Origin of the sequence: Actinomadura sp. WAC 06369, from assembly GCF_003947565.1 — a bacterium.
Lineage (GTDB): Bacteria > Actinomycetota > Actinomycetes > Streptosporangiales > Streptosporangiaceae > Spirillospora > Spirillospora rifamycini.
Genome location: NZ_QHJN01000051.1, coordinates 20,049 through 46,848, shown reverse-complemented (window position 1 = coordinate 46,848; position 26,800 = coordinate 20,049). Strand labels below are relative to the sequence as shown.

The following is a 26,800-nucleotide window of genomic DNA, read 5'->3' as shown; positions in this document are numbered from 1 at the left end:
TGTCGCCCGGCAACTCAACAGCCGACCACGCAAAACGCTCGGCTGGAGAACCCCAGCCGAGCGCCTGCGTGATCTACTGACAACCACGTGAGTCATCAGGTGTTGCGAGGACCCCGAGAATCCGCCCCGCGGCGGGGGCCGCTGCGCTCCCGGTGCCCGGACCGCTACCGTAAGCCTCGACCTCCCGCTCCCCCGACCGACCGGAGAGCCGATGCGCCCCTCATCGAGCGTCCCCCTCGCCGCGTTCCTCGCCGGGCTGCTGCTCGCGACCGGGTGCTCCGACTCCGGCGACGCGGAGGGGAGCGAGCCCCCGGCGGCCGCGTCGAGCGGAACGGCGAGCACGCCGGCGGCCCAGCCGGGCGAACTGGCCAGGGAGGGCTGGTTCGGCGACGCCGCCCTGCACGCCCGCGTCCAGATCACCGGCGTCCAGCGGCAGGGCGCCACGTCCGTCCTCACCTACACGGTGACGTCGATGGAGCAGGCGCCGAAGAGCGTCGCGTTCGCCGTCGACCTGCTGGACCCGGTCGGCCGCAGGCTCTACAAGCCGACGGCGCCGCCCGCCCCGCAGAACTTCGCGCCGAACACCCCGCAGCGGCTCACCGCCGCCTACCCGGCGATCCCGCAGAACGTCCAGCGGCTCACCGCCATCACGCCCGGCACCGCCGGCGAGTTCGCGGGCGTCCCCGTCACCGGGACCGGCGGCGCGCCCGCGAACGGCGGCCAGGGCGACGGCGGCAACCCCGCGTACCTGTACGACATCACCGAGGGCGAGATCAAGGACGTCACGTCCAGCGGCTCCGACGTCACCGTCAACCTCCGGACGGACGTCCTGTTCGCGTTCGACTCCGCGAAGCTGTCCGGCCGCGCCAAGCAGGTCCTCGACGAGGCCGCCCAGGAGATCAAGGCGAAGGCCGACCCGAACAAGCGGCCCCTCACCTTCAACGGGCACACCGACAGCAAGGGGAGCGACGGCTACAACCTCAAGCTGTCGCGGCAGCGCGCCGAGGCGGTCATGGCCGAGCTGGAGAAGCGGCTCGGCGGGGCGTTCAAGTACTCCGCGCACGGCAAGGGCGAGACCGAGCCCATCGCCAAGGAGGGCGGCAAGGACGACGAGAAGGCCCGCGCCCGCAACCGCCGCGTCGAGATCCAGTACGAGGTCCGCGAGGTCACCGAGGGCGTGAACGGCTCCACCACCGCGTCGGCCGACGGCCGCGGCGCCGCCGTCCCGCCCGCCGCGTTCCGCGCGTCCGACGGCGCGAAGGTCGCCAGCCGCTACGCCCGGTTCGGCGAGCAGAAGCGCCGCCTCGACGTCAAGCCGTTCTACCGGGACGGCGCCTACATCGTCGCCGTCTTCGAGATCGTGAACGAGGGGCCCGGCACCACGCCCCCGAACGCGGCGTACCCGCACCGCGACTACCCGGGCGGCGTGTTCACCTCGATGGCGATCCAGGTCCCCGGGAGCACCGACACCTACCGGGCCGTCCGGGTCGGCAAGGCCGCCCCCGGCAAGCCCGCCCCGTACGTCGGCTCCACCGGCGCCGCGTTCCGCACCGGCGTGGAGGAGCCCGTCCGGGGCTTCGCCTACATCCCGGCCCCGCCCGGCAACGTCTCCACGGTGACGTTCGTCGGCGGCCCCTTCGGCAACGTGGACAACGTGCCCGTGCAGTGAGCCGGTGCCGTGAACCTGGGAAAGCGGGCCGTGGCGTGAGCGGCGCCCGAGCGGCGGGCCGGGAGACGCGCGTCCTGCCGTCCTACGCGGCGGAGGCCGCCGAGGTGCCGTTCACGATCCTGCACTGGGACGAGTCCTTCGCCCGGGACACCACCTGGAACGAGCACTCGCACCCCTTCCACGAGCTGCTGTGGAACGAACGGGGCGCGTCCACGGCCGCCGTGGGGTCGCGGGTGTGGACGATCACGCCCGCGCTCGGCCTGTGGATGCCGTCGGGCACGCCGCACTCCGGCTCGGCGCCCGCGGGCACGTGGTGCCGCGCCGCGTTCTTCGGGTTCGGCGCCGTGAACCCGATCTCCCCGTCGTCCGTCGGCGTCGAGATCACCCCGCTGCTCCGGCTGCTGCTGGAGCGGCTCTCCGGCACGGGCCTGTCCGCCGGGTCGCGGGCGCTGACCGAGGCGATGGTGCTGGACGTGCTCGTCCCCTCGCCGCGCGAGTTGCTCCTGCAGGTGCCGTCGTCCGCCCTGCTGCGCCCGATCGCGGACGCCGTCCTGGCGGACCCGGCCGACCGGCGGACGCTCGCGGACTGGGCGGCGCACCTCGGCGTGAGCGCCCGCACGATCACCCGCGCCTTCCACGCGGAGACGGGCACGAGCTTCGCGCGGTGGGTCGCGGCGGCGCGCGCGCAGCACGCGGTGACGCTGCTCACACGCGGCTGGGAGATCGATGCCGTGGCCGAGGAGGTCGGTTACCGCTCGGCGAGCGCGTTCGGCGCGGCGTTCCGGCGGACGACCGGGCTGACGCCGGGGGCGTTCCGGGGACGTTGACGTCCCGATCGCGATAACGGCTGTCCCAAAGAGGTGATTGCGACAAGTCGGTCATTTCTCCTAGGGTGCGCACGAAGGCAAGCCTTACCTAAGTCGGTTGGCGCTTGCGGCGGATTCCAAAGGTGGAGAGCGGTTTGAAACGTCCACGTGGCCTGCACCTCATCGCGGCGGCGACCCTTCTGCTGGGCACCATCACGGCCTGCGGCGACTCGTCGGAAAGCACGGAACAGAGCGCCGGCGGCGGCGCGGGAACGTTCCCCGTGACGATCGAGCACGCGCTCGGCACCACCACCGTCGAGAAGAAACCGGAACGGGTCGCCACCGTCAACTGGGCCAACCACGAGGTGCCGCTGGCCCTCGGCGTCGTCCCGGTCGGCATGGCCGCCGCCAACTTCGGCGACGACGACGGCGACGGCGTCCTGCCGTGGGTGGACGAGAAGCTCAAGGAGCTCAACGCGGAACGCCCCGTCCTGTTCGACGAGACCGACGGCATCGACTTCGAGGCCGTCGCCGACACCGAGCCGGACGTGATCCTCGCCGGGTACTCGGGCCTCACCAAGGAGGACTACGCGACCCTCAGCGAGATCGCCCCCGTCGTGGCCTACCCCGACGCGCCCTGGGCGACGCCGTGGCGCGAGGTCATCCGGGTCAACGCCAAGGCGATCGGGCTCGTCGCCGAGGCCGAGAAGCTGATCGAGGACATCGAGGGCGACATCTCCGCGGCCGTCGCGAAGCACCCGGGGCTCAAGGGCAAGTCGGCGATGTTCATGACGCACATGGACCCCAACGACGTCAGCGAGGTCGGCTTCTACACGACCCACGACACCCGCACGCTGTTCTTCGAGGACCTCGGGATGACGACCCCCGGCAGCATCGCCGAGGCGTCCAAGGAATCGGACAAGTTCTCCCAGACCGTCAGCTCCGAGCGGATCGACATGTTCGACGACGTCGACATCATCGTCGGCTACGGCGACGCCAAGCTGCGCGAGCAGATCAGCGACGACCCGCTGCTGTCGAAGGTCCCCGCCATCGAGCGCGGCTCGGTCTACCTGATGTCCGGCACCACCCCGGCGGGCACCGCCGCCAACCCGACTCCGCTGGCGATCTCGTGGGTCCTGGAGGACTACGTCAAGGCTCTCGCCGAAGCGGCCGCCAAAGTCAAGTGACGACGGCCGACACCGAACGCCCGCCGGACGCCGCCCTCGTGCGGCGTCCGGCGCGCGTGCGCGTGCTGTGGCTGCTCGCCGCGGTCGCCGTCCTGGCCGCGGCGATGCTCGCGTCCGTCGTGCTCGGCTCGCGGAACGTCGCCTGGGCGGACGTCTGGGCCGCGCTCGGCGGCGCGCAGGACACCATCGGGCAGGCGGCCGTCGCCAAGCGCATCCCGCGCACCCTGCTCGCGGTGCTGATCGGCGCGGCGCTCGCCCTGTCCGGCGCCGTCATGCAGGGCGTGACCCGCAACCCCCTCGCCGACCCGGGGATCCTGGGCGTCAACATGGGCGCGTCGCTCGCCGTCGTCTGCGGCGTCGCGTTCCTCGGGCTGTCGTCGCCCACCGCCTACATCTGGGTCGCGATGGCCGGGGCCGCGGTGTCCGCCGTGTTCGTCTACACCGTCGGCTCCCTCGGCCGCGGCGGCGCCACCCCGCTCAAGGTCGCGCTCGCGGGCGCCGCGGCGTCGGCGGCGTTCGCGTCCCTGGTCAGCGCCGTCGTGCTGCCCCGCAACGACATCGCCGGGGGCTTCCGGCTCTGGCAGATCGGCGGCGTCGGCGGCGGATCCTACGAGCGCATCGGGCAGGTCCTGCCGTTCCTCGCCGCCGGCTTCGCGATCTGCCTGCTGTCCGCGCGGGGCCTGAACTCGCTCGCGCTCGGCGACGACGTCGCGGCCGGGCTCGGCGAGCGCGTCGCCCTCATCCGCGCGGCGGCGGCCCTCGGCGCGGTCGTCCTGTGCGGCGCGGCGACCGCCGTCGCCGGGCCGATCGCCTTCGTCGGGCTGCTCGTCCCGCACGCCTGCCGGCTGCTCGTCGGCGTCGACCACCGGTGGCTGCTGCCGTCCACGGTCCTCGTCGGCGCGTCGCTGCTCACCCTCTCCGACGTCGTCGGCCGCGTGATCGCACGGCCCGAGGACATCGAGGTCGGCATCATCACGGCGATCATCGGCGCGCCGTTCCTCATCCACATCGTCCGCCGTCAGAAGGTGCGTGAGCTGTGAGCGCCCCGGCCCCCGCCGCCGTCCGGCCGTCCGCCGTCCAGGCCGTCGCCCGCGGCCGCCGCCGGCGCGCCGCCCGGCGCCGCGCCGTCCTCGGGACGCTCGCCGTGCTCGTGCTCGCCGGGTTCGCCGTCTCGCTGATGGTCGGCCGGTCGTTCTACCCGCCCGGCGACGTCGTCCGGGTGGTCCTCGGCGAGCAGGTGCCCGGCGCGTCCTTCACGGTCGGCCGGCTCCGGCTGCCCCGGGCCGTCCTCGCGGTCGCCGCCGGGTTCGCGTTCGGGCTGGGCGGTGTCACGTTCCAGACGATGCTGCGCAACCCCCTCGCCAGCCCCGACATCATCGGTATCAGTTCGAGCGCGAGCGCGGCGGCGGCCGTCGCGATCGTCGTGTTCGGCCTCGGCGGCACCCAGGTGTCGGTCTTCGCGATCGTCGCGTCCCTCGCCGTCGCCCTGCTGATGTACGTCCTGGCGTTCCGCGACGGCGTCGCCGGCATGCGGCTCATCCTGATCGGCATCGGCACCGCCGCGATCGGCGACAGCGTCACCTCCTACGTCCTGTCCCGCGCCGGCGAGTGGGACCTCCAGGAGGCCACCCGCTGGCTGACCGGCAGCCTCAACGGCACCACCTGGACCGAGGTCGTGCCGACCCTCGTCGCGCTGCTCGTCCTCGCGCCCGTCCTGCTGTTCCTGGCGCGCGACCTGTCGGCGCTGCAACTCGGGGACGACACCGCGTCGGCCCTCGGCGTCCGCGTCGAGCGCACCCGCATCGCGGTGGTCGTCGCCGCGGTCGGGCTGATCGCGTTCGCCACGTCGGCCGCGGGACCGATCGCGTTCGTCGCGTTCCTGTCCGGCCCCATCGCGGCCCGCCTGATCGGCACGGGCGGCTCCCTGCTGCTGCCCGCCGGGCTCGTCGGCGCCCTGCTGGTCCTCGTCGCCGACTTCGCCGGGCAGTTCGCGTTCGACCTGCGCTACCCGGTCGGCGTCGTCACCGGCGTCCTCGGCGCCCCCTACCTCATGTACCTGATCGTCCGCACGCACCGGGCCGGAGGCTCCCTATGACCGCGTCCCACACCCTCGTGGCCGAAAGCCTCACGCTCGGCTACGGCGACCGCACCGTCGTCGAGTCCCTCGACATGACGGTGCCGCCCGGCGCGGTCACGGTCATCGTCGGCGCGAACGCCTGCGGCAAGTCGACGCTGCTGCGCTCCCTCTCCCGCCTCCTCGCGCCCCGCGGCGGACGGGTCGTCCTGGACGGCCGCGAGGTGCACCGGATGCCCGCGAAGGAACTGGCCCGCACCCTCGGCCTCCTGCCCCAGTCGCCGATCGCGCCCGAGGGCATCACCGTCCTCGACCTGGTGTCCCGCGGCCGCCACCCCCACCAGGGCCTCTTCGCCCGCTGGAACGGCGAGGACGACGCGGCGGTCGCGGCCGCCCTCGAAGCGACCCGCACCACCGGCCTCGCGGACCGCGCCGTCGACGAACTCTCCGGCGGGCAGCGCCAGCGGGTGTGGATCGCGATGGCCCTCGCCCAGCAGACCGACCTGCTCCTGCTCGACGAGCCCACCACGTTCCTCGACCCGAGCCACCAGGTCGACGTCCTCGACCTGCTCACCGACCTGAACCGGTCCCGCGGCACGACGATCGTCATGGTCCTGCACGACCTCAACCTCGCCGCCCGCTACGCCGACCACCTGATCGCCCTCGCGGGCGGCCGCGTCCACGCGTCCGGCGCTCCCGGCGACGTCCTCACCGAGGACACCGTCCGCACCGTCTTCGACCTCGACAGCCGCATCATCGAGGACCCCGTCTCCGGCCGCCCCCTCATGCTCCCCATCGGCCGCCACCACATCCGCACGAAGCCCGAGGCGCCGTCCACGTCCCGCTGAGCCCGCCGCATGGCATGCCGGACGGGCTTGAAGGACACCACGTTCAAAACCTTGCCGCCGGTTCGACGACCCGGTCATCCGATGGCACCACATCATGACCCGCTGAACAGGTGGGTCGTCATCGACGAGGCGGCGCCGGCCAGGCCGTTCGGCACGGTCGATCTGACGCGGCCTTGCGGGACCGGCCGGGGAGCGGGCTCCCCGGCCGGTCGCGGTGCTAGCTCCAGGCGAGCATGCGGAGGGGGTCCTCCAGCATGTCGCCGACGTCCCGGAGGACGCGGGAGCCCAGTTCGCCGTCGACCATGCGGTGGTCGAACGAGAGGGCCAGCGTGGTGACCTTGCGGACCGCCAGCTCGCCCTCGTGCACCCACGGCATGTCGCGGATCTGGCCGAAGGCCAGGATCGCCGCCTCGCCGGGCGTGATGATCGGGGTGCCGGTGTCGACGCCGAACACGCCGACGTTGGTGATGGTGATCGTCCCGTCCGAGAGGTCCGCGGGGGACGCCTTGCCCGCGCGGGCCTTCGCGGCGAGGTCGTTCAGCGCGCGCGCGAGGCCGGGCAGGTCGAGGTCCTGCGCTTCCTTGATCTTCGGCACGATGAGGCCGCGGTCGGTCGCGGCGGCGATGCCGAGGTTCACGTAGCGCTTGACGACGATCTCCGCGCCGGACGGGGCGTCCTCCCACGTCGCGTTCACCATCGGGTGCCGCGCCACGGCCGTGAGCAGCGCGCGCGCCACCAGCAGGAGCGGCGACACCTTCACGTCCGCGAACTCTGGGAGCTCGCGGATGCGCTTGACCGCCTCCATGGTGCGCGTGACGTCGACCTGGAGGAACTCGGTCACGTGCGGGGCGGTGAACGCGGAGTCGGTCATGGCGGCGGCGGTCGCCTTGCGGGGGCGGCGGCGGGTCGTGCCCTCCTTCACCCCGTAGCCCACGAGGACGGGCGTGCGCTTCGGCTTGTCGGGCGCCGTCATGCCCGGCTCGTCCGCCGTCGGGACGGCGTCGGTCTCGCTGAGCGCCGCCGCCTGCGCGGGGGGCTCGGACACCGGGGTCGCGACGGCGCCGCCCGCCGCGCCCACCGCGATGATCGGCGTGCCGACGTCCACCGTCTCGCCCTCGGAGACCAGCAGTTCGGCCACCACGCCCTCGAACGGGCAGGGCAGCTCGACGATGGCCTTGGCCGTCTCGATCTCGACGATCGTCTGGTTGATCTCGACGGTGTCGCCCGGCTGGACGTGCCACTTGACGATCTCGGCCTCCGTGAGGCCCTCGCCGACGTCGGGAAGCTTGAACAGGTTCGTGTCGGTCACCGGCGTCACCATGCGAAGGTCCGGTCGACCGCGTCGAGGATGCGGTCGAGGTCGGGCAGGTAGTGGTCCTCGAGGCGGGACGGCGGGTAGGGCGTGGAGAACCCGCCCACCCGGAGCACCGGCGACTCCAGCCGGTAGAAGCAGCGCTCGGTGACGCGCGCGGCCAGCTCGGCGCCGTACCCGCTGAAGACGGGCGCCTCGTGGACGACGACGCAGCGTCCCGTCCGGTTCACCGAGTCGGCGACGGTGTCCATGTCGAGAGGGTTCAGCGACCGCAGGTCGATCACCTCCAGGGACCGGCCCTCGCCCGCGGCGGCGGCCGCCGCCTCCAGGCACGTCTTCACCGACGGCCCGTAGGCCAGCACGGTGACGTGCTCGCCCGGACGGACGACGCGCGCCGCGTCGAACGCCGTCCAGTCGGCGGAGTCGACGTCGACCTCGGCCTTGTCCCAGTACCGGCGCTTCGGCTCGAAGAAGATCACCGGGTCGGGGCAGGCGACCGACTGCTGGATCATCGCGAACGCGTCCGCCGGGTTGGAGCAGGCGACGACGCGGAGCCCGGCGGTGTGCGTGAAGTACGCCTCGGGCGACTCCGAGTGGTGCTCGACCGCGCCGATGCCGCCGCCGCACGGGATCCGGACGACGACGGGCAGGTCGAGCGCGCCGAGCGAGCGCATCCGCATCTTCGCGAGCTGCGTGATGATCTGGTCGGCGGCGGGGAACACGAACCCGTCGAACTGGATCTCGACGACCGGCCGGTAGCCGCGCAGGGCCAGGCCGATCGCGGTGCCGACGATGCCCGACTCGGCGAGCGGGGTGTCGATCACCCGCTCCTCGCCGAAGTCCTTCTGCAGCCCGTCGGTGATGCGGAACACGCCGCCGAGCTTCCCGACGTCCTCGCCCATGATGAGGACCTTCGGGTCGTTCTCCATGGCCTTGCGCAGGCCGGTGTTGATGGCCTTCCCCAGCGTCAGGGTCTCCGCGGTCATGACGCGACCTCTTCCTCGAACGACGCCAGGTAGGCGGCGAACTGCTCCTGCTCCTCGGTCATCAGCGGGTGGCGCTCGGCGTACACGTGCTCGAACAGCGCCTCGGGCCGCGGGTCCGGCAGGGCCAGGCAGCCCTTGCGCAGGTCGGCGGCGACGGTCTTCGCCTCGTCCTCGACCCCGTCGAAGAACGCGGCGTCCGCCAGGTCGCCGCGGGTCAGGTACGCCTTGACGCGCTCGATCGGGTCCTTGAGCTTCCAGGACTCCTCTTCCGCCTTCATCCGGTAGCGGGTCGGGTCGTCCGTCGTGGTGTGGGCGCCCATCCGGTACGTGTACGCCTCGATGAGCATCGGGCCCTGCCCGGTGCGGGCGGCCTCCAGGGCCTTGCGCGTGACGGCGAGGCATGCGAACACGTCGTTGCCGTCCACCCGCACGCCCGGGAACCCGTAGCCCTGCGCGCGCTTGTAGAGGGGGATGCGCGTCTGCTTCTCCAGCGGCTCGGAGATGGCCCACTGGTTGTTCTGGCAGAAGAACACGATCGGCGCGTTGAACACCGACGCGAACACGAACGCCTCGTTCACGTCGCCCTGCGAGGTCGCGCCGTCGCCGAAGTAGGCGATCGCCGCGCCCGCCGACGGCGAGCCGAGGACGCCGTCCCGCTGGATGCCCATCGCGTACCCGGTGGCGTGCAGCGTCTGGCTGCCGATCACGATCGTGTACAGGTGGAAGCCGTGCTCGGCCGGGTCCCAGCCGCCGTGGTTGACGCCCCGGAACAGCCCCAGCAGGTTCAGCGGGTCCACGTCGCGGCACCACGCGACGCCGTGCTCCCGGTACGTCGGGAACACCATGTCGTGCTCGGAGAGCGCCCGGCCGGAGCCGATCTGCGCCGCCTCCTGGCCGAGCAGCGACGCCCACAGGCCCAGCTCGCCCTGCCGGGTCAGCGCCACGGCCTCCCGGTCGATCCGCCGGGTGATCACCAGGTCGCGGTAGAGCGCGCGGACGTCGTCCGCGGACAGCTCGAGGGGGTAGTCGGGATGCTCGACGCGCTCGCCCTCGGGGGTGAGCAGCTGGACGGGCTCTGGCTCGGCCGTCGCGGCGGTGGCCGGCGCGCCTCGCACGGAGTAGATCGTCATCGATGACACTCCTCGTTCGGGGCCGGAACACGGGATCGCCGCACGCCGGCCGGGGTCAGTGACCTTGTACCCGGTAAGGGACGAAGGCCGCTTATGCCATCGTGGCAGACGTCACACCGTGCTGTGCAAGTCCCGCCTGACGGGTTCCCTACCCCGATCGGCGCCGCCGATCCCCGGACGCGCCGCGGCCGCCGCCGTCCGTCACCGGCCCGTCACTCGCGGGACAGGACCCGGGTGACCCCGGCCGCGACCGTCAGTCCGAGGACCAGGCCCGCCGCGACGATGAAGTTCGCGATCCACTGCGAGACGCCCTTCGGGGCGAAGAGCCCCTCCTGGCCGAGGGTGCCGATCGGGAGGATCAGGTCGAGCGTGTAGAAGAACGCGTTGAAGTGCGGGCTGTCGTCGCTGTTCAGGACGTCGGGCTTGTCGATCGAGAACACGATCGTCCCGAACGCCAGCAGCCCGATCAGCCAGGTCGCCGCCCGGAACGGGCGGTAGCCGTAGCCGACGAGCCCGTCTTGCAGCAAGCCGATGACCTTGCGGAGGATCCCCTGCGTCTTGCGGCGGTCGCGGGCCTTCGCGAGCAGCACCGACCGCCCGTCCGCGTCCAGCCCCAGCGCCCGGTACGTCTGCGCGAGCCGCTCGTACGGCTGCGGCGCGTACCCGTCGGTGTCGCGGCGCAGCCAGCCGAGCCGCTCCTTCGCCGTCATCGGCGGGTCGAGCGTCTCGTACTGGAGGCCGTCCAGCTGGAGGCGCTCCGCCCACGTGTCGGCCGCGTCCCGCAGCAGGTTGATGCGGGCGTACGACAGGTCCGCGACGCCCCGGATCGGCTCGGCGGGACGCAGCAGCACCTCCTCCGCCTGGACGCGCTGCAGGCTCAGCGCCGTCCCGTCCGGGTTGAACAGCCGGGCCTCGCTGAAGCTGAGCTGCCCGGTGACGCGCGCCCCCGCGAACGACGCCGCGCCCTCGGCGACGAAGCCGTCCGAGCAGTACACGTCGTTCTCCACGCCCAGGTCGTCGCAGTTGAGCGCCGTCCGGCCCTGGTTGACCAGGCGCGCGCCGACGAACGACAGGTAGCCGCCGACGCGGGCGCCGCGCAGCCGCACCTCGCCCTCGGCGGTGAACCCGCCGTCGCAGAACACGTTCGCGGCGACGTCCAGCCGGCTCGCGGTCAGCGCGGCGCCGCCCGGGTTGTGCAGCCGCGCCTTCCGGAAGATCAGCTGCCCGCCGATGCGCGCGCCCGGGAGCCGCACCTCGCCGGTCGCGGCGAAGCCCTGGTCGCAGTACACGTTCGCCTCGACCGTCAGCCGGTCGGCCAGCAGCGCGTCGCCGTCCGGGTTGGACAGCTGGACGCCCGACATGTTCAGGATGCCCGTCACGTTCGCGCCGTCCAGCCACAGGCCGCCGAAGATGTGGCTGCCCTCCAGCCACAGGTGCCCGTCGACGCGGGTGCCGGACGCCACCAGCCCCGGCAGCCGGCAGCGCATCAGGTGGACGCTGTTCATGCTCGCCCAGTACAGGTGCGGGGCCTCGTCGAACGCGCAGCCGGTCAGCGCCAGCGGGACCTCGACGGCCGCGTGCCCCAGGTTCAGCGAACCGAAGACGCGGGCGCCGTTCAGCCGGACGGCCGCGACGTGGCCCGGCGCGCGCTCGACCGCCCCGGCCAGCAGCGCGACCAGCACCTCCGCGCGGATCAGCCGGTCGTGGCCCCAGCGGCCGGCCTGGCTCGGATCGTCCAGCGCGGGGTCCCCGGAGGACAGGTCGACGAGCTCGCCCTTCGGGAACGCCTCCCACAGGCGGCGTTCGGACGGCGACAGGTCCTCGATGTTCATGTATCGGCTCCGGTGGTCCGGGGGGACGGTGGGCTGCTTTCGTCAATGGTGCCGTACGCTTCAGGTCGTCAGGAAAATCGCAGATCAGTGAGGGGGCGGTCGTGGCGCGTGTCGTCGTCGACGTCATGCTCAAGCCGGAGATCCTCGACCCGCAGGGGCAGGCGATCGCCCGGAAGCTGCCGCAGCTCGGGTTCGAGGGCGTCGTCGCGGTCCGCCAGGGCAAGCGGTTCGAGGTCGAGCTCGAGGGCGAGGCCGACGAGGCGGCGCTGGAGCGGGTCCGCAAGATCGCCGAGACGCTGCTGGCGAACCCGGTGATCGAGAACTTCGAGGTCCGGGTGCTCTGACCGGAATGGCGGAAATGCCGAACCGGTGATCCGCGCGTTCCGGCGCGGTCCGCTTTCCGTGAAACGTTGACCACGTCACCGAGGATTCACGTAAAGACCCGACAGTGTGGCGATTACGCGTGTTTCCGCCGGGGAAGCCTTACCTGCGGCCGAGTCTTCGAACACGCTCCGGGGACGGGGGACGTCCGAGCGAGCCGGGGCATGACACGAGGTGTCACGGTGGATGTCACCTTCACCCTCGCGCTGCCCCGCGAGGCGCCGACCGTCCCGCTGATCCGGCGGCTCATCGGCGACGCCCTGCGCGGCCTCGGCGCCACCGAGGACTGCGTCGACGACGTCCTCGTCGCCGCCTCCGAAGCCTGCACGAACGTGATCCGGCACTCCCGCGCGACCGGCGACTACCGGGTCGCCGCGCGGGTCGACGAGTCCGTCTGCGAGCTGGAGATCGCCGACCGGGGCCGCGGACCGCGACCGGCCCCCGCGGAACGCGGGGTTTTGAGCGAATCGGGGCGCGGGCTTAAAATCATGCGCGCACTGGTGGACGACCTCGACATCGACCACGCGCCCGACCGGGGCACCGTCGTCCACCTGCGGAAGCGGCTGACCTGGCGAGACGGGGCACTGGTTCGCCGCCCGGACGACCGGCTCATCACGAGTGCCGGGTAGATTGGTACGCGCGCGGGGGGATATGCGACGCGCAGCGGTGATCGACGGAGACCACCCGACCGTCCGCGGCCGCACCTCATTTCGGAGGAACAGAACAGATGGACGCTGCCCGGGTTGGGGTCATCACCTTCCCAGGTTCCCTTGACGACAAAGACGCAGCACGCGCGATCCGGCTCGCGGGAGCCGAGCCGGTCGCCCTGTGGCACGGCGACCACGACCTCCGGGGCGTGGACGCCGTCGTGCTGCCCGGGGGGTTCTCCTACGGGGACTACCTGCGGGCCGGGGCGATCGCCCGCTTCGCGCCGCTGATGACCGAGGTGGTCGCGGCGGCGGGCGCGGGCCTGCCCGTGCTCGGCATCTGCAACGGCTTCCAGGTGCTCTGCGAGTCGCACCTGCTGCCGGGTGCGCTGCTGCCCAACGCGGGCCTGCACTTCGTGTGCCGCGACCAGCGGCTCCGGCTCGAGAACGCCGGCACCGCCTGGACGAGCGAGTACCGCGAGGGCCAGGAACTGGTCATCCCGATCAAGAACGCCGACGGACGGTACACCGCCGACCGGGAGACGCTGAACGAGCTGGCCGAATCCGGCCGCATCGTCGCCCGGTACGTCGACCTGAACCCCAACGGCTCCCTCGACGACATCGCCGGGATCACCAACGAGGCCGGCAACGTGGTGGGGCTCATGCCGCACCCCGAACACGCCGTGGAGTCCCTGACCGGCCCGTCCACCGACGGGCTCGGCTTCTTCACCTCGATCGTCAAGAGACTGGTCAACGCATGAGCGAGCAACGGCACGACGTATCCGAGCGCAGGGCCCGGGACAACTCCGACGAGCCCTCCCTCGAGTGGCTCGCCGAGCTGAGCTCCGACGCCGACGACCCCGAGCTCCAGCCGGTCGACCCGTCGGTCACCCAGGGGTTCGCCGCCATCCTCGAAGAGGACGACGACGCCCCGCAGGACCCCGCCGAACCACCGGCGCCCGCGGCCGCCGAGCCGTCCGGTCCCGCGCCCGTCCCGCCGGCCGGCCCCGCCCAGGGCCCCGCGCCCGTCCCGGGCGGCGACCCGGCCGCCGGGGAGTTCGCGCGCGCGCTCGCCGAGGAGCAGTCGGGCGCCGTTCCGGGCACGGTCGGCGCCGACCCGACCGTCACGATGCCCGACCCGAACGGCGCCCCGGTCAGCAGCCGCACCGGCGGCTTCCCGGCCCTCGGCACCGGCCCGCTCCCGCGCGTGGCCCCCGCCACCGGCGGCTTCCCGGCGGTCGGCCCGGGCACGGGCCCGCAGCCCGCCGTGGGGCAGGGGCCCGGTCCGTTCGACGGCGGCCCGGGCACGGGTCCGCAGCCGCCGGTGGGCCCGAACACGGGCGGTTTCCCGGCCGTGGGCCCGGGCACGGGCCCGCAGCCCGCCGTGGGGCAGGGGCCCGGCCCGTTCGACGGCGGCCCGGGCACGGGCCCGCAGCCGCCGGTGGGTCCGAACACGGGCGGTTTCCCGGTGGTCGGCCCGGGCACCGGCCCGCAGCCTGCCGTGGGGCAGGGGCCCGGTCCGTTCGACGGCGGTCCGGGCACGGGTCCGCAGCCGCCGGTGGGCCCGAACACGGACGGTTTCCCGGCCGTGGGCCCGGGCACCGGCCCGCAGCCTGCCGTGGGGCAGGGCCACGGCCCGTTCGGTGAGCACAGCCCCGGGACGGGCGGTTTCCCGGCCGTCGGCCCCGGCACCGGCCCCCAGCCCGCCGCGGGCCAAGGGCCCGGCCACGGCACCGGCGGCTTCCCGGCCGTGGGGCCGGGCACCGGTCCGCAGCCCGCCGTGGGCCCGGGGCCGGAGCAGCAGTACTCGGGCGCCGACGCCCTGTTCGCGATGGGGACGGGCGCCTCGCCGTCCGGCGACGGCCTCCCGCACGTGGAGTTCCCCCCGGGGACGGGCCTTCAGGGCGTCGTCATGGGCCGCGGCGCCGGGACGTCCGGCGGCGGCTTCGACGAGCCCGACGAGGCCCCCCGGTACCCGGCCAGCCCGACGACCGGGTCGTTCCCGGCGATCGGGACGGGCACGGGGCCGCAGGCGTCCCTGAACCCGGACAGCGACCCGTTCCCGCCGCTCGGGCAGAGCGGCACCGGCCCGCAGCCCGCCGCCGGCGGCACGGGCCCGCAGGACGCCGTCTCCCCGGAGCCGGCGCCCGCCCCGGGCGAGGGCGGCGAACCGTTCCCGGCCGTCGAGCCGGGCCCCGGGACGGGCCTCCAGCCGGCGCTCGGCGCCGGCCCGCGGCCCGAGGTCCCCCAGGGGACGGACACGGTCGCGGTCGCGGCGGCCACCCCGGACCGGCCGCAGCCGTACGCCGAACTCGGCATGAAGGACGACGAGTACCGGCGGGTCCGCGAGATCCTCGGCCGCCGCCCCACGTCGGCCGAGCTGGCGATCTACTCGGTCATGTGGAGCGAGCACTGCTCCTACAAGAGCTCGAAGGTGCACCTGCGCCAGTTCGGCGACAAGGCGCCGCAGACGGACGCGCTGCTCGTCGGGATGGGCGAGAACGCGGGCGTCGTGGACGTCGGCCAGGGCTGGGCGGTGACGTTCAAGGTCGAGTCGCACAACCACCCGTCCTACGTGGAGCCCTACCAGGGCGCCGCGACGGGCGTCGGCGGCATCGTGCGCGACATCATGTCGATGGGCGCCCGCCCGATCGCGGTGATGGACTCGCTGCGGTTCGGTCCGGCCGACGCGCCCGACACGCAGCGGGTGCTGCCCGGCGTGGTCGCGGGCGTCGGCGGCTACGGCAACTCGCTGGGCCTGCCCAACATCGGCGGCGAGACCGTCTTCGACGCGTGCTACGCCCAGAACCCGCTGGTCAACGCGCTGTGCGTCGGCGTGATGAAGCACGACGACATCCAGCGCGCGGTGGCGCCCGGCCCGGGCAACAAGGTGATCCTGTTCGGGGCCGGGACGGGCCCGGACGGCATCGGCGGCGCGTCCGTCCTGGCGTCGGCGACGTTCGACGACGAGTCGCAGCAGAAGCGCCCGTCCGTGCAGGTCGGCGACCCGTTCATGGAGAAGCTCCTGATCGAGTGCTGCCTGGAGCTGTTCCGCGAGGATCTCGTGGTCGGCGTGCAGGACCTCGGCGCCGCCGGGGTGTCGTGCGCGACGACCGAGCTGGCGGCCGCCGGCACCGGCGGCATGGACGTCGAGCTCGACGCCGTCCCGCTCCGCGACGCGACGCTGCGCCCTGAGGAGATTCTCATGAGCGAGTCGCAGGAGCGCATGATGGCGGTCGTCACGCCGGAGAACGTCGACCGCTTCATGCGGATCTGCGCCCGCTGGGAGATCCCCGCCACGGTGATCGGCACGGTCACCGACACGGGCCGGCTGGTGATGCGCTGGCAGGGCGAGACGATCGTCGACATCCCGCCGGGCACCGCCGCCGACGAGGGCCCGGTCTACCGGCGTCCGCTGGAGCCGCCGCACGACCTCGGCGCCCTCCAGGCGGACACGCCGGGCCGGCTGACCCGCCCGTCCACGGGCGACGAGCTGCGCCGGACCGTCCTGTGGCTGGCCGGGTCGCCGAACCTGGCGGGCAAGACGTGGGTGACGTCCCAGTACGACCGGTACGTCCTCGGCAACACGGTCCTGGCGCAGCCGGAGAACGCGGGCGTGGTGCGGATCGACGACGAGTCGGGCCTGGGCATCGCGCTGTCGCTGGACGGCAACGGCCGGTACACGCGCCTCGACCCGTACTCGGGCGCGCAGCTCGCGCTGTCGGAGGCGTACCGGAACGTCGCCGCGACCGGCGCCCGCCCCCTCGCCGTGACGAACTGCCTCAACTTCGGCTCCCCGGAGGACCCGGGCGTCATGTGGCAGTTCCAGCAGGCCGTGACCGGCCTCGCGGACGCCTGCGAGTACCTCGGCGTCCCCGTCACGGGCGGCAACGTCAGCTTCTACAACCAGACCGGCTCGACGCCGATCAACCCGACGCCGGTCATCGGCGTGCTGGGCGTCCACGAGGACGTCCGGCGGCGGGTGAACATGGCGCTGACGACGGACGGCGCGACGATCGCGCTGCTCGGCGAGACCCGCGAGGAGTTCGGCGGGTCCGAGTGGGCGCACGTCGTCTACGGGCACCTGGGCGGGCTGCCGCCGCTGGTCGACCTGGCGGCGGAGCGCGCCCTCGCGAACGTCCTGCAGCTGGCCGTCCGGGACGGGCTGGTGACGACGGTGCACGACCTGTCGGACGGCGGCCTGTCGCAGGCGCTGGTCGAGTCGTGCCTGCGCGGCGGCCTCGGCGCGCGGGTCACCCTGCACGGCGACCCGTTCGTCCAGCTGTTCAGCGAGTCGGTGGCGCGGGCGATGGTCGCGATCCTGCCGGGCGCGGAGGCGAAGGTCGCCGCGCTGTGCGAGGCGCACGGCGTCCCGGTGGCCCAGCTCGGCGTGGCGGGCGGCGACGCGCTGTCCGTGACGGTCGCGGGGCAGGACGAGCTGTTCAGCATCCCGCTGCACGAACTGCGCGAGTCCCACGAGCGCATGCTTCCGAGCTACGCGGACTGACGACGCGGCGAAAGGCGCCCTCCCGACCGGAGGGCGCCTTTTCGCGTGTCTGTCGGAGGCGGCCGGCAGACTGCCCGCATGCCGGCTGCAGCGGACGACTACCGATGGATTGATGAGGAACCGTTCGGCGAACTGATCGAGGGCTACTGCGCGACCCTGGTGCGCGGCATGACCCCGCAGGACTTCCTCCGGGCGATGCGGGCCGAGGCCGACGGCGACCTGCGCGGGTACGCCGAGCTTTCGAACCGGACGTGGGCCTGCTGGGACGAGTTCGAGGACGATCGGCTCCTCATCGGCGCGACCGCCGTCCTGGGCGACGGGGGCGACTGGGTGCTGGGGCTGGAGATCAACGGCTATCTGGGCATTCAGCGGCGTCTGGTGGAGCCGGTGTCGCGCGGAACCCGCCTGATCTCCCACTTCCGCAACGTGAACGCCGTAGGCGACTTCAACCGGTGGGAGGACGGCGAGCTGCGGACCGAGTTCGAGCCGCTCTTCCCCACCCAGAGGGGCGGCGCCGCTCCGGACGAACTGGTCCCTCTCATGGCGGAAGTGGGATTCGACCTCGATGAGCACAGGGAACAGGTCGACTTCGACCCGACCGCATGCGCTTTCGCTCTGGCGGAACGGCTCACCGGAGTCCGGCTCACCGCCGACTTCCTCAGCGATGCGACCTTCTCCACCGGCCTTGTCGCGAGAGGTGCCTACTAGCCCCGCAGTGCGCGTTTGACCCTCCTGTAAGGGGAGGTTCGACACTGGATTCGTGTTGAGCATCGGTGAGTTCGCGAACATGACGGGCCTCAGCGTGAAGGCGCTGCGCCACTACGACGAGAAGGGCGTCCTCTCCCCCGCGGAGGTCGACGCGGCGACGGGGTACCGGCGCTATTCGGAGGGCCAGGTGCGGTCGGGCGCGCTGGTCCGGGCGATGCGCGACGCCGGGCTGCCGCTGCCGGCGGTCGCGGCGGCGGTCCGGGACGGCGACGCGGCGTCCGCGCTGGACGAGCACCGGCAGCGGGTCCTCGCCGACCGCGCCCGCGAGGACGCGGCGTTCGAGAACGCCCGGCTCGTCGTGTCGTCCTTCGCGGCCCCCGTCGAGGTGACCGAGCGCGAGAGCCACGCCCGCCCCTACGTGGCCCGCGCCCTCGCCGTGCGGACGGACGGCGACCACGAGACCGACGACGAGGCGGCGAACGACCTGCTGATGGGGCTGCTCGCCGACCTGCGAAGCGACGGCCTCGGCCCGTCCGGGCAGTTCTGGACGGCCGTGCGGGAGGGCGACGCCCCGGACCGGGCGGAGGTCGTGTGCTGCTGGCCGACGGCGGAGCCCGCGCCCGACGGGTGGGGCGGCCCCGGCACGGTCGTCGGCGTCCTGCCCGAGCGCCGCGAGCTCGTCGCGACCTGGCGCTCGGCCACCGGCGGGCCGCTCCCGGAGGGCTCGGTGCACCCGGCGGTGGTCGCCCTGTTCGACGCCGTCGCCGCCCGCGGCGTCGCCGTGTCCCACGACGAGGTGCGCCAGGCGGTCTTGGGCCGGGACGAGCACGACCACTCGGTGGAGGTGTCCGTCACGATCGAACAGCCGTGACGGGCCCGGTCCCTCAGCGGACCGGGTGGGCGTTCTGGTAGGCGAGGCGCTCGTCGGCGGCGTCGGCGACGGCGGTGAGGAAGTCGTCGAGGGCGGCGAACTCCTCCCAGGGCTCCCGGCCCGCCGCCCGCGCGAGCCGGCCGACGAGCAGGTCTTCGAGCTCCGGGACCCGCTTGCCCTTCCACACCTTGTCGGCCACGCTCACCAGCAGGTCCTCCAAGGTGACGCCCGGGTCGGCCCAGGACGCGTGGGTGGCCGCGAAGCGGGCGAGGCCGGCGTCGAAGCCGTGCCGCAGCAGCAGGTCCCGCCCGGCCGCCTCGTGGGACGAGCCGGGCCCGGAGAGCTCGGCGACGTGCAGGGTCTTGCCGATGTCGTGGGTGGCGGCGCCGACGAGCACGGCCCGCCGGTCGAACCGGACGTCCGGGTGCCGCTCCGCGACCCAGTCGGCGAGCCGCGCGGCGACGTCGTGGACGAGGCGGAGGTGGGCGGCCAGCCGCGGCGGGCACTCCAGCGACCGCAGCAGCCCGGCGACCTCGCCCGGCAGCGGCCGCAGCGGCGGCCCGCCCGCCCCGTCCAGCACGCGCGCCAGTGCAGCAGAGGACCCCACGCGCCCTCCCGGAGGGGATCAGAAGACTGAGATGTGGACGTGGTCGTAGTGGTTGGCGGTGGCGCCGCCGCGGTTCTCCATCGTGCGCCAGCCGGGGCTGCGCATGTCGTAGATGCGCTGCCGCCAGATGACGTACTTGATGCCGAGCTGGCTGGCGTGGGAGATGGCGTAGTCGGCGACCTGGTCGCCCTGGGACTTGGCGCTGCCGGACGCGACGGCGCCGCCGGTCGTGACCATGAAGTCGCAGGCGCGGCCGGTGGCGTGGTCCTGCGGGTCGCCCGCGTAGCGGACGCAGCCGATGGTCGGGAACGGTCCGAACTCGACGTCCATGGTGTTCTTGACGTTGAGCATGCGGGACGTGACGCCGCCCATGCCGGTGCTCGGCGACTCGGGCTTGTACTTCTTGACGAGCTGCTTGATCTGCGCCTGGCGGCCCTTCAGCTCCTTGATCTCCTTCTCCAGGGCGTCGATCTTCTCTTCGGCCTTCTTGCGCGCCTGGTTCTGCTCGTCGATCAGCGTCTGGATCTGCTCGACCTTGCCCGCCTTGTTCTGCGCGAGGTGGCTGATGAGGCTGGCGTTGCTGAGCAGGTCGGTGGGCTCGGCGGCCGCCAGGAACTGGACGGTCGGGTCCTCGCCGCCGGTCATGTAGCGGGTCGCGGCGAGGCGGGCGACGACCTCGCGGGCGGCCACCAGGTCCTTCTCCAGCACCTTGGCCTTCTTCATGGCCTCGGTGACCGCGTACCGGGTGTCCTTCAGCTTCGCCAGGTCGCCGCCGTACTCGTTCTCCAGCTTCTCGATCTGGTTGCTGAGCTGCCTGAACTTCTCCGAGTCGCCCGGGTCGGCCATGGGGGCGGCGACGGGTGCGGCGGCCGCGGTCGGTGCCGACGTGCCCAGCAGGGGCAGGGCGGTCGCGATGGCGAGCACGGCCACGGCGGCACGGCGTCCGCCGCGCCGAAGGGCGGTGGAGGTGGGGGTCTCCACGTCCTCTCCTCAGGTCAATGAACAGTAAAGAACCGTCTGCCGCACGGCCAAGGCTAGACCCAAGTGGCGGGTGGGACGGTCCGGGACCCGTGACGCCCGGCGTCATGCTGGGAGCCGGGCCATCTTACGTGACCGGGTTCACGGGCGGGCGCGTCAGCGGCGGCTGAGGGCGCCCTGGTAGCCGAGATTCGTGCCGGGCCGGGTCCAGGCGTACCGGATGGTGCCGTCGGGCTGGAGGGTGGCTTCCACGGCTCCAGGGGTGCACGGCCGGGGGACCTCCAGGGCGAGTTTCAGGCTGCTGTTGGTGCCGCTCTCGAACGTGAGGGTGCCATTGCACTTCTCCTTCGGGTAGACGACGCGCGCCGTGGTGGCGCCCTCCTCGAACGTGACTTCGAGGGGGAAGGACGCCTGGCTGTTGTTGTTGACCATCGTGCCGGTCCAGGTCCCCGCGAACGACTTGGGGACGACCGACACGGGACGGGTGTCGCCGGCGCCCGCGGGCGGCTCCGCGGTGTCGTCGCCCTTGAGCTGCGGCCACAGCACGAGCGCGATGATCGCGATGCCGACGCCGACGCCGATCAGCAGCGACAGCGCCACGCCCAGCACGTGGTTGCCGGGGCGGCGCATCCCGCGGAGCGACGGGAAGGACGGCGAGCGCCGCGGCGGCTCGTCGTCGTCGACCGCCCGCAGCCCGGGGATGAGGTGGGGGGCGGTCGGGTCGCGGGTCTCGGGGACCGCGTCGAACGTGCGGGTCTCGCCGTCCCCGGCCGGCAGCGCGCCGATCACGGCCGTCCGGTCGTCGGTGACGGCGCCCATGGTGGTCGTCCGGTCGTCGGCGACGGCGCCGAACGTGGTGGTCGCCTCGAACGCGCCGGGGTCGAGCTCCACGGCGGGCGGGGGCTTCGGCGCCGGGACGGCCCCGGCGGCGAGCGCGCGGCCCTCGGCGACGAGCGAGGCGGGCATCCGGGCGGCGAGGGGGCCGCCCTCGTCGAGGAGGCGTTCGAGCAGGCCCTTGGCGGTGGGGCGCGCGGCCGGGTCCTTGGCGAGCGCGGCCGCCAGCACCTCGCGGAGCGCGTCGGGCGCCGCGGACAGGTCCGGGTCGTCGTACATGATCTGCTGGACGGTCTCGGACGGCGAGCCGTCGCCGAAGGGGGGCGCCCCCGTCGCGGCGAACAGCAGCGTCGAGGCCCAGGCGAAGACGTCCGCGGGCGGGTCCGCGCGCAGGCCGCTGAGCTGCTCGGGTGCCCGGTAGAGCAGGTGGGACGGGTCGCTCGCGTCGGGGTCCCAGCGGGTGTCGCCGAGCACCGCGTCGAGCGCGCCGTGCACGCCGATGTCGCACATCTTGGGGCCGTCCCGCCCCAGCAGGACGTTCGCGGGCTTCAGGTCGTGGTGCACCGCGCCGGCGCGGTGCACGGCCGCCAGCGCGACCGCCAGGCCCACGGCCAGGCGTTCCACGACGGCGGCGCCGCGCGGGCCCTCCTCGTCGACGAGCTGCTGGAGGGACGGGCCGTCCACGCACTCGGAGACGACGTAGGCGCGGTCGTCCTGCACGTCGGCGTCCAGCACCGCGGCGGTGCAGAACCCGGAGATCCGGCGGGCGGCCTCGAACGCCGCGGTGAACCGGCCCCGGGCGGCGGGCTCGCCGCTCAGCCGCACGTGCAGCAGCTTGACCGCGACCGTGCGCCCGGCGGGGTCCGCGCCGAGGAAGACGGCGCCCTGCTCACCGACGCCGAGCCGGCCCGTGATCCCGTACGCGCCGAGTCTTCGCGGGTCACCAGGCTGCAGGGGCAGCGCCTCGGGCATCTGACGAACCTCCGTGTCCTCCGGGGAGCGAGTTCGCCGCCTCCCCGTCCTGTTCACTCCCCGCCTGGCATCGGTCCTTTTTTACCGTCATTTCCGGCGGCTCGTGCCTTTTGGGGGGACGACCGCCCGGGTGAGCGCGCCAGCCGCCCGGAGCGTAGGCGCATGGGGCGTGCCGCGCAAAAACGCGCCCGCCGCCTCCGGTCGCGGGCGGAGGCGGCGGGGCGCCGACGCGGTAGCTTCGGTGCGTGCCCCGGAAACCGTTGACCGCCGCCGTCCTGAACGAGCAGCGCGCCGCGCTCGGCCTGCCGCCGTACACCGGCGGGGACGACGCCGCGGACCTGCGGCGCGCCGCCTTCGAGACCGTCGCGGCCATGGGGGACGCCGGGACGGGCGCGGCCCGCCCGGTCGTGCGGGGCGCGGTGCGGCACCTGCTGGACGACCTCGCCGGGCGGGCGCCCGGACGGTCGGTGGAGGTGCGGGTCCCGCCGCACGCGGCCGTGCAGTGCATCGAGGGGCCGCACCACAAGCGCGGCACCCCGCCGAACGTCGTCGAGACGGACGCGGCCACGTGGATCGCCCTCGCGACCGGACGCCTCGCATGGGCGGACGCCGTCGCGGACGGCCGCGTCCGGGCGAGCGGCGCGCGCGCGGACCTGTCGCCCTACCTCCCCCTGGAGTAGGGCCCGGATTCGGGTCTTGCCACCGCGCCCCCGCGCTGGGAGCGTGGTCACCACCGGCCGATCGGGGGCATGGAGGTGACGCCATGCTCGTCGCGCACTGGACGTTCGACGTCGCGACCGTGGAGGGCCGCCGGGTGCACGTCGCGTCCGGCGCCGCACCGGACGCCGAACTGGACGAGGTCGCCGAGATCGTCCCGGGACGCGCCGGGGAGGCGCTCGCTCTCGGCGCACACGCGCGCGCCGTGATCCCCGCCGCGCCCCAGCTCGTCTTCAGCCAGATCTTCGGTTTCACGGTGGCGTTCTCCGTGAACGTGACCGAGGAACCCACGGGGGAGTGGCGCAGCCTCCTGTACAAGCCGGTCGGGGAGAACGACGCACGAGGTCTGGGCCTGTGGCTTTACCCGGACGCCATGCGTCTCCGGCTCCAGCTGTTCACCGCCAAGGGCCCCGACTACATGGACACCCACGCGCGCCTCACCGTCGGGGAGTGGACCCACATCGCGTTCGTCGTGAACGCCCAGGGGATGGTCCTGTACGTCGACGGTGTGCAGGACGTGGCCGAGGGACTGGACGAGCCCGTCGTCCCGCCCGCGGGCCCCATCCTCCTCGGCAGCGAGCAGACGAAACCGGGGTTCGGCGGCCTGATCGACGACCTCCGCGTGTACGCGTCCGCGCTCGACGCCGAAGCCGTCCGGATCCTGGCCGACCGAGGGCCGTCCTAGCGCCGGTCGGTGGAGCGGGCGTCACCTGGAGATGGGCGCCAGGCTGGAGCGCGCGAAGGGGAACTCGCGCTCGACGCAGCCGCGGCGCTCGTCCGCGCTGGGGTACCGGCTCTCGTCGCCGCACTCCGCCGCCTTGCTCAGCAGGACGAACAGCGCCACGCCGCCGAGGACGAGCGCCACCGCGGCGCACGCGACCCCCGCCACGGCGGGCCAGCGGTCGGCGTCGTGCCGGGCCAGCGAGACGGCGCCGAGGACGAGTCCCACGAGCGCGGGCACCACGCCCAGCAGGCACACCGCCAGCCCCAGGAGCCCGACGATCCCGAGCACCAGGGACGCCCGCGCCAGCCCGCTGCGCGGGCGCGGGGCGGGGGGTGTGTAGGTGTGGTACCCAGGCAGCGTCATCCAGTCCTCCCCGTCTCGGGCCATACATTTCCGTGCCGCGCCTGAAGCCCGTGGTAGCAGGGGGTAAAGGTCGCTTAATGAGATCCACCGATCCGAGCAGGTGAAGGTGGCATCTAGACTGACGGGCGTGCCTCTCCGTGATGGACGTCTGAGCCACGACATCGATCCCACCGACCGCCCCCCGCAGGACGCCTGCGGGGTGTTCGGCGTCTGGGTCCCCGGGGACCAGGCGGCCAAGGCGGAGGTGAGCAAGCTCACCTACTACGGCCTGTACGCGCTCCAGCACCGCGGGCAGGAGTCCGCGGGCATCGCCGTGAGCGACGGCGACCGTATCGTCGTCTTCAAGGACATGGGCCTCGTCGCCCAGGTCTTCGACGAGTCCGTCCTGAACACCCTGCGCGGCCACATCGCCGTGGGCCACTGCCGCTACTCCACGACGGGCTCGCCGACGTGGGAGAACGCGCAGCCCACGTTCCGCCCGACCGACGCGGGCGGGCTCGCGCTCGTCCACAACGGCAACCTGATCAACACCCGCGAACTCGCCGAGGAGCTGCCCCCGGGCACCCTCACCGCGACCACCGACACCGAGGTCCTCACCGCCCTGCTGTGCGCCCGCGAGGGCGGCCCGCTGCAGGCGGCGCGGCACGTCCTGCCCGCCACCCGCGGCGCGTACTCGCTGGTCTTCATGGACGAGCACACCCTGTACGCCGCCCGCGACCCGGAGGGCATCCGCCCGCTCGTCCTCGGCTCCCTGGAGGGCCACGGCGGCTGGGTCGTCGCGTCCGAGACCGCCGGCCTCGACATCGTCGGCGCCCGGTTCGTCCGGGAGATCGAGCCCGGCGAGATGATCGCGATCGACGCGGACGGCGTCCGCTCCGAGCGGTTCGCCGAGGCCCGCCCCAAGGGCTGCCTGTTCGAGTACGTGTACCTCGCCCGCCCCGACACGACCATCGCCGGGCGCAGCGTCCAGGCCACCCGCGTCGAGGTGGGTCGCCGCCTGGCCCGCGAGCACCCCGTCGAGGCCGACATGGTCATCCCGACGCCCGAGTCGGGCACCCCGGCCGCGATCGGCTACGCCGAGGCGTCCGGCATCCCCTACGGTCAGGGGCTCGTCAAGAACTCCTACGTCGGACGGACGTTCATCCAGCCGTCCCAGACGATCCGGCAGCTCGGCATCCGGCTGAAGCTGAACCCGCTGCGCGAGGCCATCGAGGGCAAGCGCCTCGTCGTCGTCGACGACTCGATCGTCCGCGGCAACACGCAGCGCGCGATCGTCGGGATGCTGCGCGACGCGGGCGCCGCCGAGGTGCACGTCCGCATCTCCAGCCCGCCCGTCGCGTGGCCCTGCTTCTACGGCATCGACTTCGCCACCCGCGCCGAGCTGATCGCCGGGAACCTGTCGGTGGAGGAGATCCGCGACTCCATCGGCGCCGACAGCCTCGGCTTCATCTCGCTGGACGAGCTGATCTCCGCGTCGCACATCGCCAAGGACCGCCTCTGCCGCGCCTGCTTCGACGGGGTCTACCCCATCGAGGTCGAGCGGTCCGAGCGCGGCAAGCACCTGCTGGAGGCCGGACGATGACCTCGTACGAGGCCGCCGGGGTGGACATCGCGGCCGGCGAGCGCGCCGTCGAGCTGATGAAGTCCCGGGTGGCCCGCTCCCGCCGTCCCGAGGTCGTGGACGACGCCAGCGGCTTCGCTGGGCTCTTCGACGCCTCCGCGTTCCAGCGCTACAAGCGCCCGCTGCTCGCCACCTCCACCGACGGCGTCGGCACCAAGGTCGACCTCGCCCGCCGCCTCGGCGTCTACGACACCGTTGGCCACGACCTCGTCGGCATGGTCATCGACGACCTCGCGGTGTGCGGTGCCGAGCCGCTGTTCATGACCGACTACATCGCCTGCGGCAAGGTCGTCCCCGAGCGCATCGCCGACATCGTCGGCGGCATCGCCGACGCGTGCGCCCTCGCGGGCTGCGCCCTCGTCGGCGGCGAGACCGCCGAGCACCCCGGCCTCCTCGGACCGGACGAGTTCGACATCGCGGGCGCCGGAACGGGCGTCGTCGAGGCGGACGACATCCTCGGCCCCGAACGCGTCCGCGCGGGCGACGCCGTCATCGCGATGGCCTCGTCGGGCGTGCACGCGAACGGCTACTCGCTCGTCCGGCACATCCTCGCCACGACGGACCTGGCCCTCGACTCCCGCCCCGGCGACCTCGACCGCACTCTCGGCGAGGAGCTCCTCACCCCGACGCGGATCTACGCCAAGGACTGCCTCGCCCTGACCGCCGCCGGGGGCGTCCACGCGTTCGCGCACATCACCGGGGGCGGCCTCGCCGCGAACCTCGCCCGCTCCCTGCCCGCGAACGTCGACGCCGTCCTGGACCGCGGTTCCTGGGAGGTCCCGCCCCTGTTCCGCGTGCTGCAGAGCCACGGCGACGTGCCCCAGGCCGAGATGGACAAGACGTTCAACCTCGGTGTGGGCATGGCCGCGATCGTCGCGCCCGACAGGGCCGACGCGGCGCTGCGTCTGCTCGCCGAGCGCGGCGTCCCGTCCTGGATCCTCGGGGAGACCACCGAGGGCACCGGCCAGGCCACCCTCACCTGACCGCCCCGGACGCCCCCGAAGGCCCCAGAAGCCTCGTAGGGCC

Annotated in this window: 24 protein-coding genes; 16 read left to right on the top strand and 8 right to left on the bottom strand. The window is 73.4% G+C overall.

Translation table 11 applies throughout. The features are described 5' to 3' along the window. Positions 1-211 precede the first annotated feature (211 nt). The 6 genes from DMH08_RS16265 (at position 212) to DMH08_RS16240 (ending at position 6,584) form a co-directional block, all read left to right on the top strand. Entirely contained in the window at positions 212-1,669 is a 1,458-nt protein-coding gene (locus tag DMH08_RS16265; RefSeq protein WP_125615320.1) for an OmpA family protein, read from the top strand. Between the two features lie 35 nt (positions 1,670-1,704). Then, positions 1,705-2,496, top strand: a complete 792-nt coding sequence (locus DMH08_RS16260) for an AraC family transcriptional regulator (protein WP_125615317.1) — start codon at positions 1,705-1,707, stop codon at positions 2,494-2,496. Between the two features lie 134 nt (positions 2,497-2,630). Then, positions 2,631-3,662 (top strand): iron-siderophore ABC transporter substrate-binding protein, encoded by a 1,032-nt coding sequence (locus DMH08_RS16255; protein WP_233617635.1) that lies wholly within the window; start codon positions 2,631-2,633, stop codon positions 3,660-3,662. Then, positions 3,659-4,702 carry a FecCD family ABC transporter permease gene (locus DMH08_RS16250; RefSeq protein WP_026402755.1) on the top strand — a complete coding sequence of 348 codons (1,044 nt, stop codon included), beginning with the start codon at positions 3,659-3,661 and terminating at the stop codon, positions 4,700-4,702. The genes DMH08_RS16255 and DMH08_RS16250 overlap by 4 nt, the downstream gene beginning before the upstream one ends. Beyond that, on the top strand, positions 4,699-5,757 hold the full coding sequence (locus tag DMH08_RS16245) for a FecCD family ABC transporter permease (RefSeq protein WP_026402754.1): 1,059 nt from the start codon (positions 4,699-4,701) through the stop codon (positions 5,755-5,757). The genes DMH08_RS16250 and DMH08_RS16245 overlap by 4 nt, the downstream gene beginning before the upstream one ends. Continuing rightward, complete coding sequence (locus DMH08_RS16240) at positions 5,754-6,584, top strand: ABC transporter ATP-binding protein (RefSeq protein WP_026402753.1); 831 nt, start codon at positions 5,754-5,756, stop codon at positions 6,582-6,584. The genes DMH08_RS16245 and DMH08_RS16240 overlap by 4 nt, the downstream gene beginning before the upstream one ends. A 217-nt stretch (positions 6,585-6,801) precedes the next feature. Here DMH08_RS16240 and DMH08_RS16235 read toward each other — a convergent pair whose 3' ends face one another. The 4 genes from DMH08_RS16235 to DMH08_RS16220 form a co-directional block, all read right to left on the bottom strand. Beyond that, on the bottom strand, positions 6,802-7,905 hold the full coding sequence (locus tag DMH08_RS16235) for a dihydrolipoamide acetyltransferase family protein (protein ID WP_125615314.1): 1,104 nt from the start codon (positions 7,903-7,905) through the stop codon (positions 6,802-6,804). Beyond that, positions 7,899-8,882 carry an alpha-ketoacid dehydrogenase subunit beta gene (locus DMH08_RS16230; protein WP_026402751.1) on the bottom strand — a complete coding sequence of 328 codons (984 nt, stop codon included), beginning with the start codon at positions 8,880-8,882 and terminating at the stop codon, positions 7,899-7,901. The genes DMH08_RS16235 and DMH08_RS16230 overlap by 7 nt, the downstream gene beginning before the upstream one ends. Continuing rightward, positions 8,879-10,012 carry a pyruvate dehydrogenase (acetyl-transferring) E1 component subunit alpha gene (gene pdhA / locus DMH08_RS16225; RefSeq protein WP_125615312.1) on the bottom strand — a complete coding sequence of 378 codons (1,134 nt, stop codon included), beginning with the start codon at positions 10,010-10,012 and terminating at the stop codon, positions 8,879-8,881. Before pdhA ends, DMH08_RS16230 begins: the two co-directional genes overlap by 4 nt. 212 nt (positions 10,013-10,224) lie before the next feature. Next, positions 10,225-11,844: a hypothetical protein gene (locus DMH08_RS16220; RefSeq protein WP_125615310.1), complete on the bottom strand. Its 1,620-nt coding sequence runs from the start codon at positions 11,842-11,844 to the stop codon at positions 10,225-10,227. Positions 11,845-11,945: 101 nt separating this feature from the next. Between DMH08_RS16220 and purS the strand changes: the two genes are divergently transcribed. The 6 genes from purS (at position 11,946) to DMH08_RS16185 (ending at position 18,958) form a co-directional block, all read left to right on the top strand. Beyond that, positions 11,946-12,188 carry a phosphoribosylformylglycinamidine synthase subunit PurS gene (gene purS, locus DMH08_RS16215; protein ID WP_026402748.1) on the top strand — a complete coding sequence of 81 codons (243 nt, stop codon included), beginning with the start codon at positions 11,946-11,948 and terminating at the stop codon, positions 12,186-12,188. 219 nt (positions 12,189-12,407) lie between these two features. Then, on the top strand, positions 12,408-12,854 hold the full coding sequence (locus DMH08_RS16210) for an ATP-binding protein (protein WP_026402747.1): 447 nt from the start codon (positions 12,408-12,410) through the stop codon (positions 12,852-12,854). Positions 12,855-12,952: 98 nt separating this feature from the next. Continuing rightward, positions 12,953-13,633: a phosphoribosylformylglycinamidine synthase subunit PurQ gene (gene purQ / locus DMH08_RS16205; RefSeq protein ID WP_026402746.1), complete on the top strand. Its 681-nt coding sequence runs from the start codon at positions 12,953-12,955 to the stop codon at positions 13,631-13,633. 1,556 nt (positions 13,634-15,189) lie between these two features. Next, positions 15,190-17,379 carry a phosphoribosylformylglycinamidine synthase subunit PurL gene (gene purL / locus DMH08_RS42815; RefSeq protein ID WP_125615332.1) on the top strand — a complete coding sequence of 730 codons (2,190 nt, stop codon included), beginning with the start codon at positions 15,190-15,192 and terminating at the stop codon, positions 17,377-17,379. A gap of 78 nt (positions 17,380-17,457) precedes the next feature. Further along, entirely contained in the window at positions 17,458-18,087 is a 630-nt protein-coding gene (locus DMH08_RS16190) for a DUF6461 domain-containing protein (protein ID WP_125615307.1), read from the top strand. A gap of 52 nt (positions 18,088-18,139) precedes the next feature. After that, positions 18,140-18,958: a MerR family DNA-binding transcriptional regulator gene (locus DMH08_RS16185; protein WP_125615304.1), complete on the top strand. Its 819-nt coding sequence runs from the start codon at positions 18,140-18,142 to the stop codon at positions 18,956-18,958. 13 nt (positions 18,959-18,971) lie between these two features. Here DMH08_RS16185 and DMH08_RS16180 read toward each other — a convergent pair whose 3' ends face one another. From DMH08_RS16180 to DMH08_RS16170, 3 genes are all read right to left on the bottom strand, one after another. Next, positions 18,972-19,565: an HD domain-containing protein gene (locus DMH08_RS16180; protein ID WP_233617633.1), complete on the bottom strand. Its 594-nt coding sequence runs from the start codon at positions 19,563-19,565 to the stop codon at positions 18,972-18,974. A gap of 18 nt (positions 19,566-19,583) precedes the next feature. Further along, entirely contained in the window at positions 19,584-20,546 is a 963-nt protein-coding gene (locus tag DMH08_RS16175; protein ID WP_026402742.1) for a coiled-coil domain-containing protein, read from the bottom strand. 153 nt (positions 20,547-20,699) lie between these two features. Continuing rightward, positions 20,700-22,349 (bottom strand): serine/threonine protein kinase, encoded by a 1,650-nt coding sequence (locus tag DMH08_RS16170; protein ID WP_125615301.1) that lies wholly within the window; start codon positions 22,347-22,349, stop codon positions 20,700-20,702. 245 nt (positions 22,350-22,594) lie between these two features. Between DMH08_RS16170 and DMH08_RS16165 the strand changes: the two genes are divergently transcribed. Continuing rightward, positions 22,595-23,029 carry a sterol carrier family protein gene (locus tag DMH08_RS16165; protein WP_125615298.1) on the top strand — a complete coding sequence of 145 codons (435 nt, stop codon included), beginning with the start codon at positions 22,595-22,597 and terminating at the stop codon, positions 23,027-23,029. Positions 23,030-23,112: 83 nt separating this feature from the next. After that, positions 23,113-23,751 (top strand): LamG domain-containing protein, encoded by a 639-nt coding sequence (locus DMH08_RS16160; protein WP_158642324.1) that lies wholly within the window; start codon positions 23,113-23,115, stop codon positions 23,749-23,751. Between the two features lie 21 nt (positions 23,752-23,772). Here DMH08_RS16160 and DMH08_RS16155 read toward each other — a convergent pair whose 3' ends face one another. Next, positions 23,773-24,153 (bottom strand): hypothetical protein, encoded by a 381-nt coding sequence (locus tag DMH08_RS16155; RefSeq protein ID WP_034518111.1) that lies wholly within the window; start codon positions 24,151-24,153, stop codon positions 23,773-23,775. A 127-nt stretch (positions 24,154-24,280) separates the two neighbouring features. Here DMH08_RS16155 and purF point away from each other — a divergent pair, with 127 nt between their 5' ends. Both purF and purM read left to right on the top strand, forming a co-directional pair. Further along, on the top strand, positions 24,281-25,735 hold the full coding sequence (gene purF / locus DMH08_RS16150) for an amidophosphoribosyltransferase (protein ID WP_125615291.1): 1,455 nt from the start codon (positions 24,281-24,283) through the stop codon (positions 25,733-25,735). Continuing rightward, complete coding sequence (gene purM / locus DMH08_RS16145; RefSeq protein ID WP_125615288.1) at positions 25,732-26,757, top strand: phosphoribosylformylglycinamidine cyclo-ligase; 1,026 nt, start codon at positions 25,732-25,734, stop codon at positions 26,755-26,757. Before purF ends, purM begins: the two co-directional genes overlap by 4 nt. Positions 26,758-26,800 lie beyond the last annotated feature (43 nt).

Coding starts and splice junctions, on each gene's coding strand:
- purM (WP_125615288.1), top strand. CDS start 25,732: ATGACCTCGTACGAGGCCGCCGGGGTGGACATCGCGGCCGGCGAGCGC.
- DMH08_RS16190 (WP_125615307.1), top strand. CDS start 17,458: ATGCCGGCTGCAGCGGACGACTACCGATGGATTGATGAGGAACCGTTC.
- DMH08_RS16240 (WP_026402753.1), top strand. CDS start 5,754: ATGACCGCGTCCCACACCCTCGTGGCCGAAAGCCTCACGCTCGGCTAC.
- DMH08_RS16160 (WP_158642324.1), top strand. CDS start 23,113: ATGCTCGTCGCGCACTGGACGTTCGACGTCGCGACCGTGGAGGGCCGC.
- purQ (WP_026402746.1), top strand. CDS start 12,953: ATGGACGCTGCCCGGGTTGGGGTCATCACCTTCCCAGGTTCCCTTGAC.
- DMH08_RS16170 (WP_125615301.1), bottom strand. CDS start 22,349: ATGCCCGAGGCGCTGCCCCTGCAGCCTGGTGACCCGCGAAGACTCGGC.
- pdhA (WP_125615312.1), bottom strand. CDS start 10,012: ATGACGATCTACTCCGTGCGAGGCGCGCCGGCCACCGCCGCGACGGCC.
- DMH08_RS16155 (WP_034518111.1), bottom strand. CDS start 24,153: ATGACGCTGCCTGGGTACCACACCTACACACCCCCCGCCCCGCGCCCG.
- DMH08_RS16265 (WP_125615320.1), top strand. CDS start 212: ATGCGCCCCTCATCGAGCGTCCCCCTCGCCGCGTTCCTCGCCGGGCTG.
- DMH08_RS16230 (WP_026402751.1), bottom strand. CDS start 8,882: ATGACCGCGGAGACCCTGACGCTGGGGAAGGCCATCAACACCGGCCTG.
- purL (WP_125615332.1), top strand. CDS start 15,190: ATGAAGGACGACGAGTACCGGCGGGTCCGCGAGATCCTCGGCCGCCGC.
- DMH08_RS16235 (WP_125615314.1), bottom strand. CDS start 7,905: ATGGTGACGCCGGTGACCGACACGAACCTGTTCAAGCTTCCCGACGTC.
- DMH08_RS16220 (WP_125615310.1), bottom strand. CDS start 11,844: ATGAACATCGAGGACCTGTCGCCGTCCGAACGCCGCCTGTGGGAGGCG.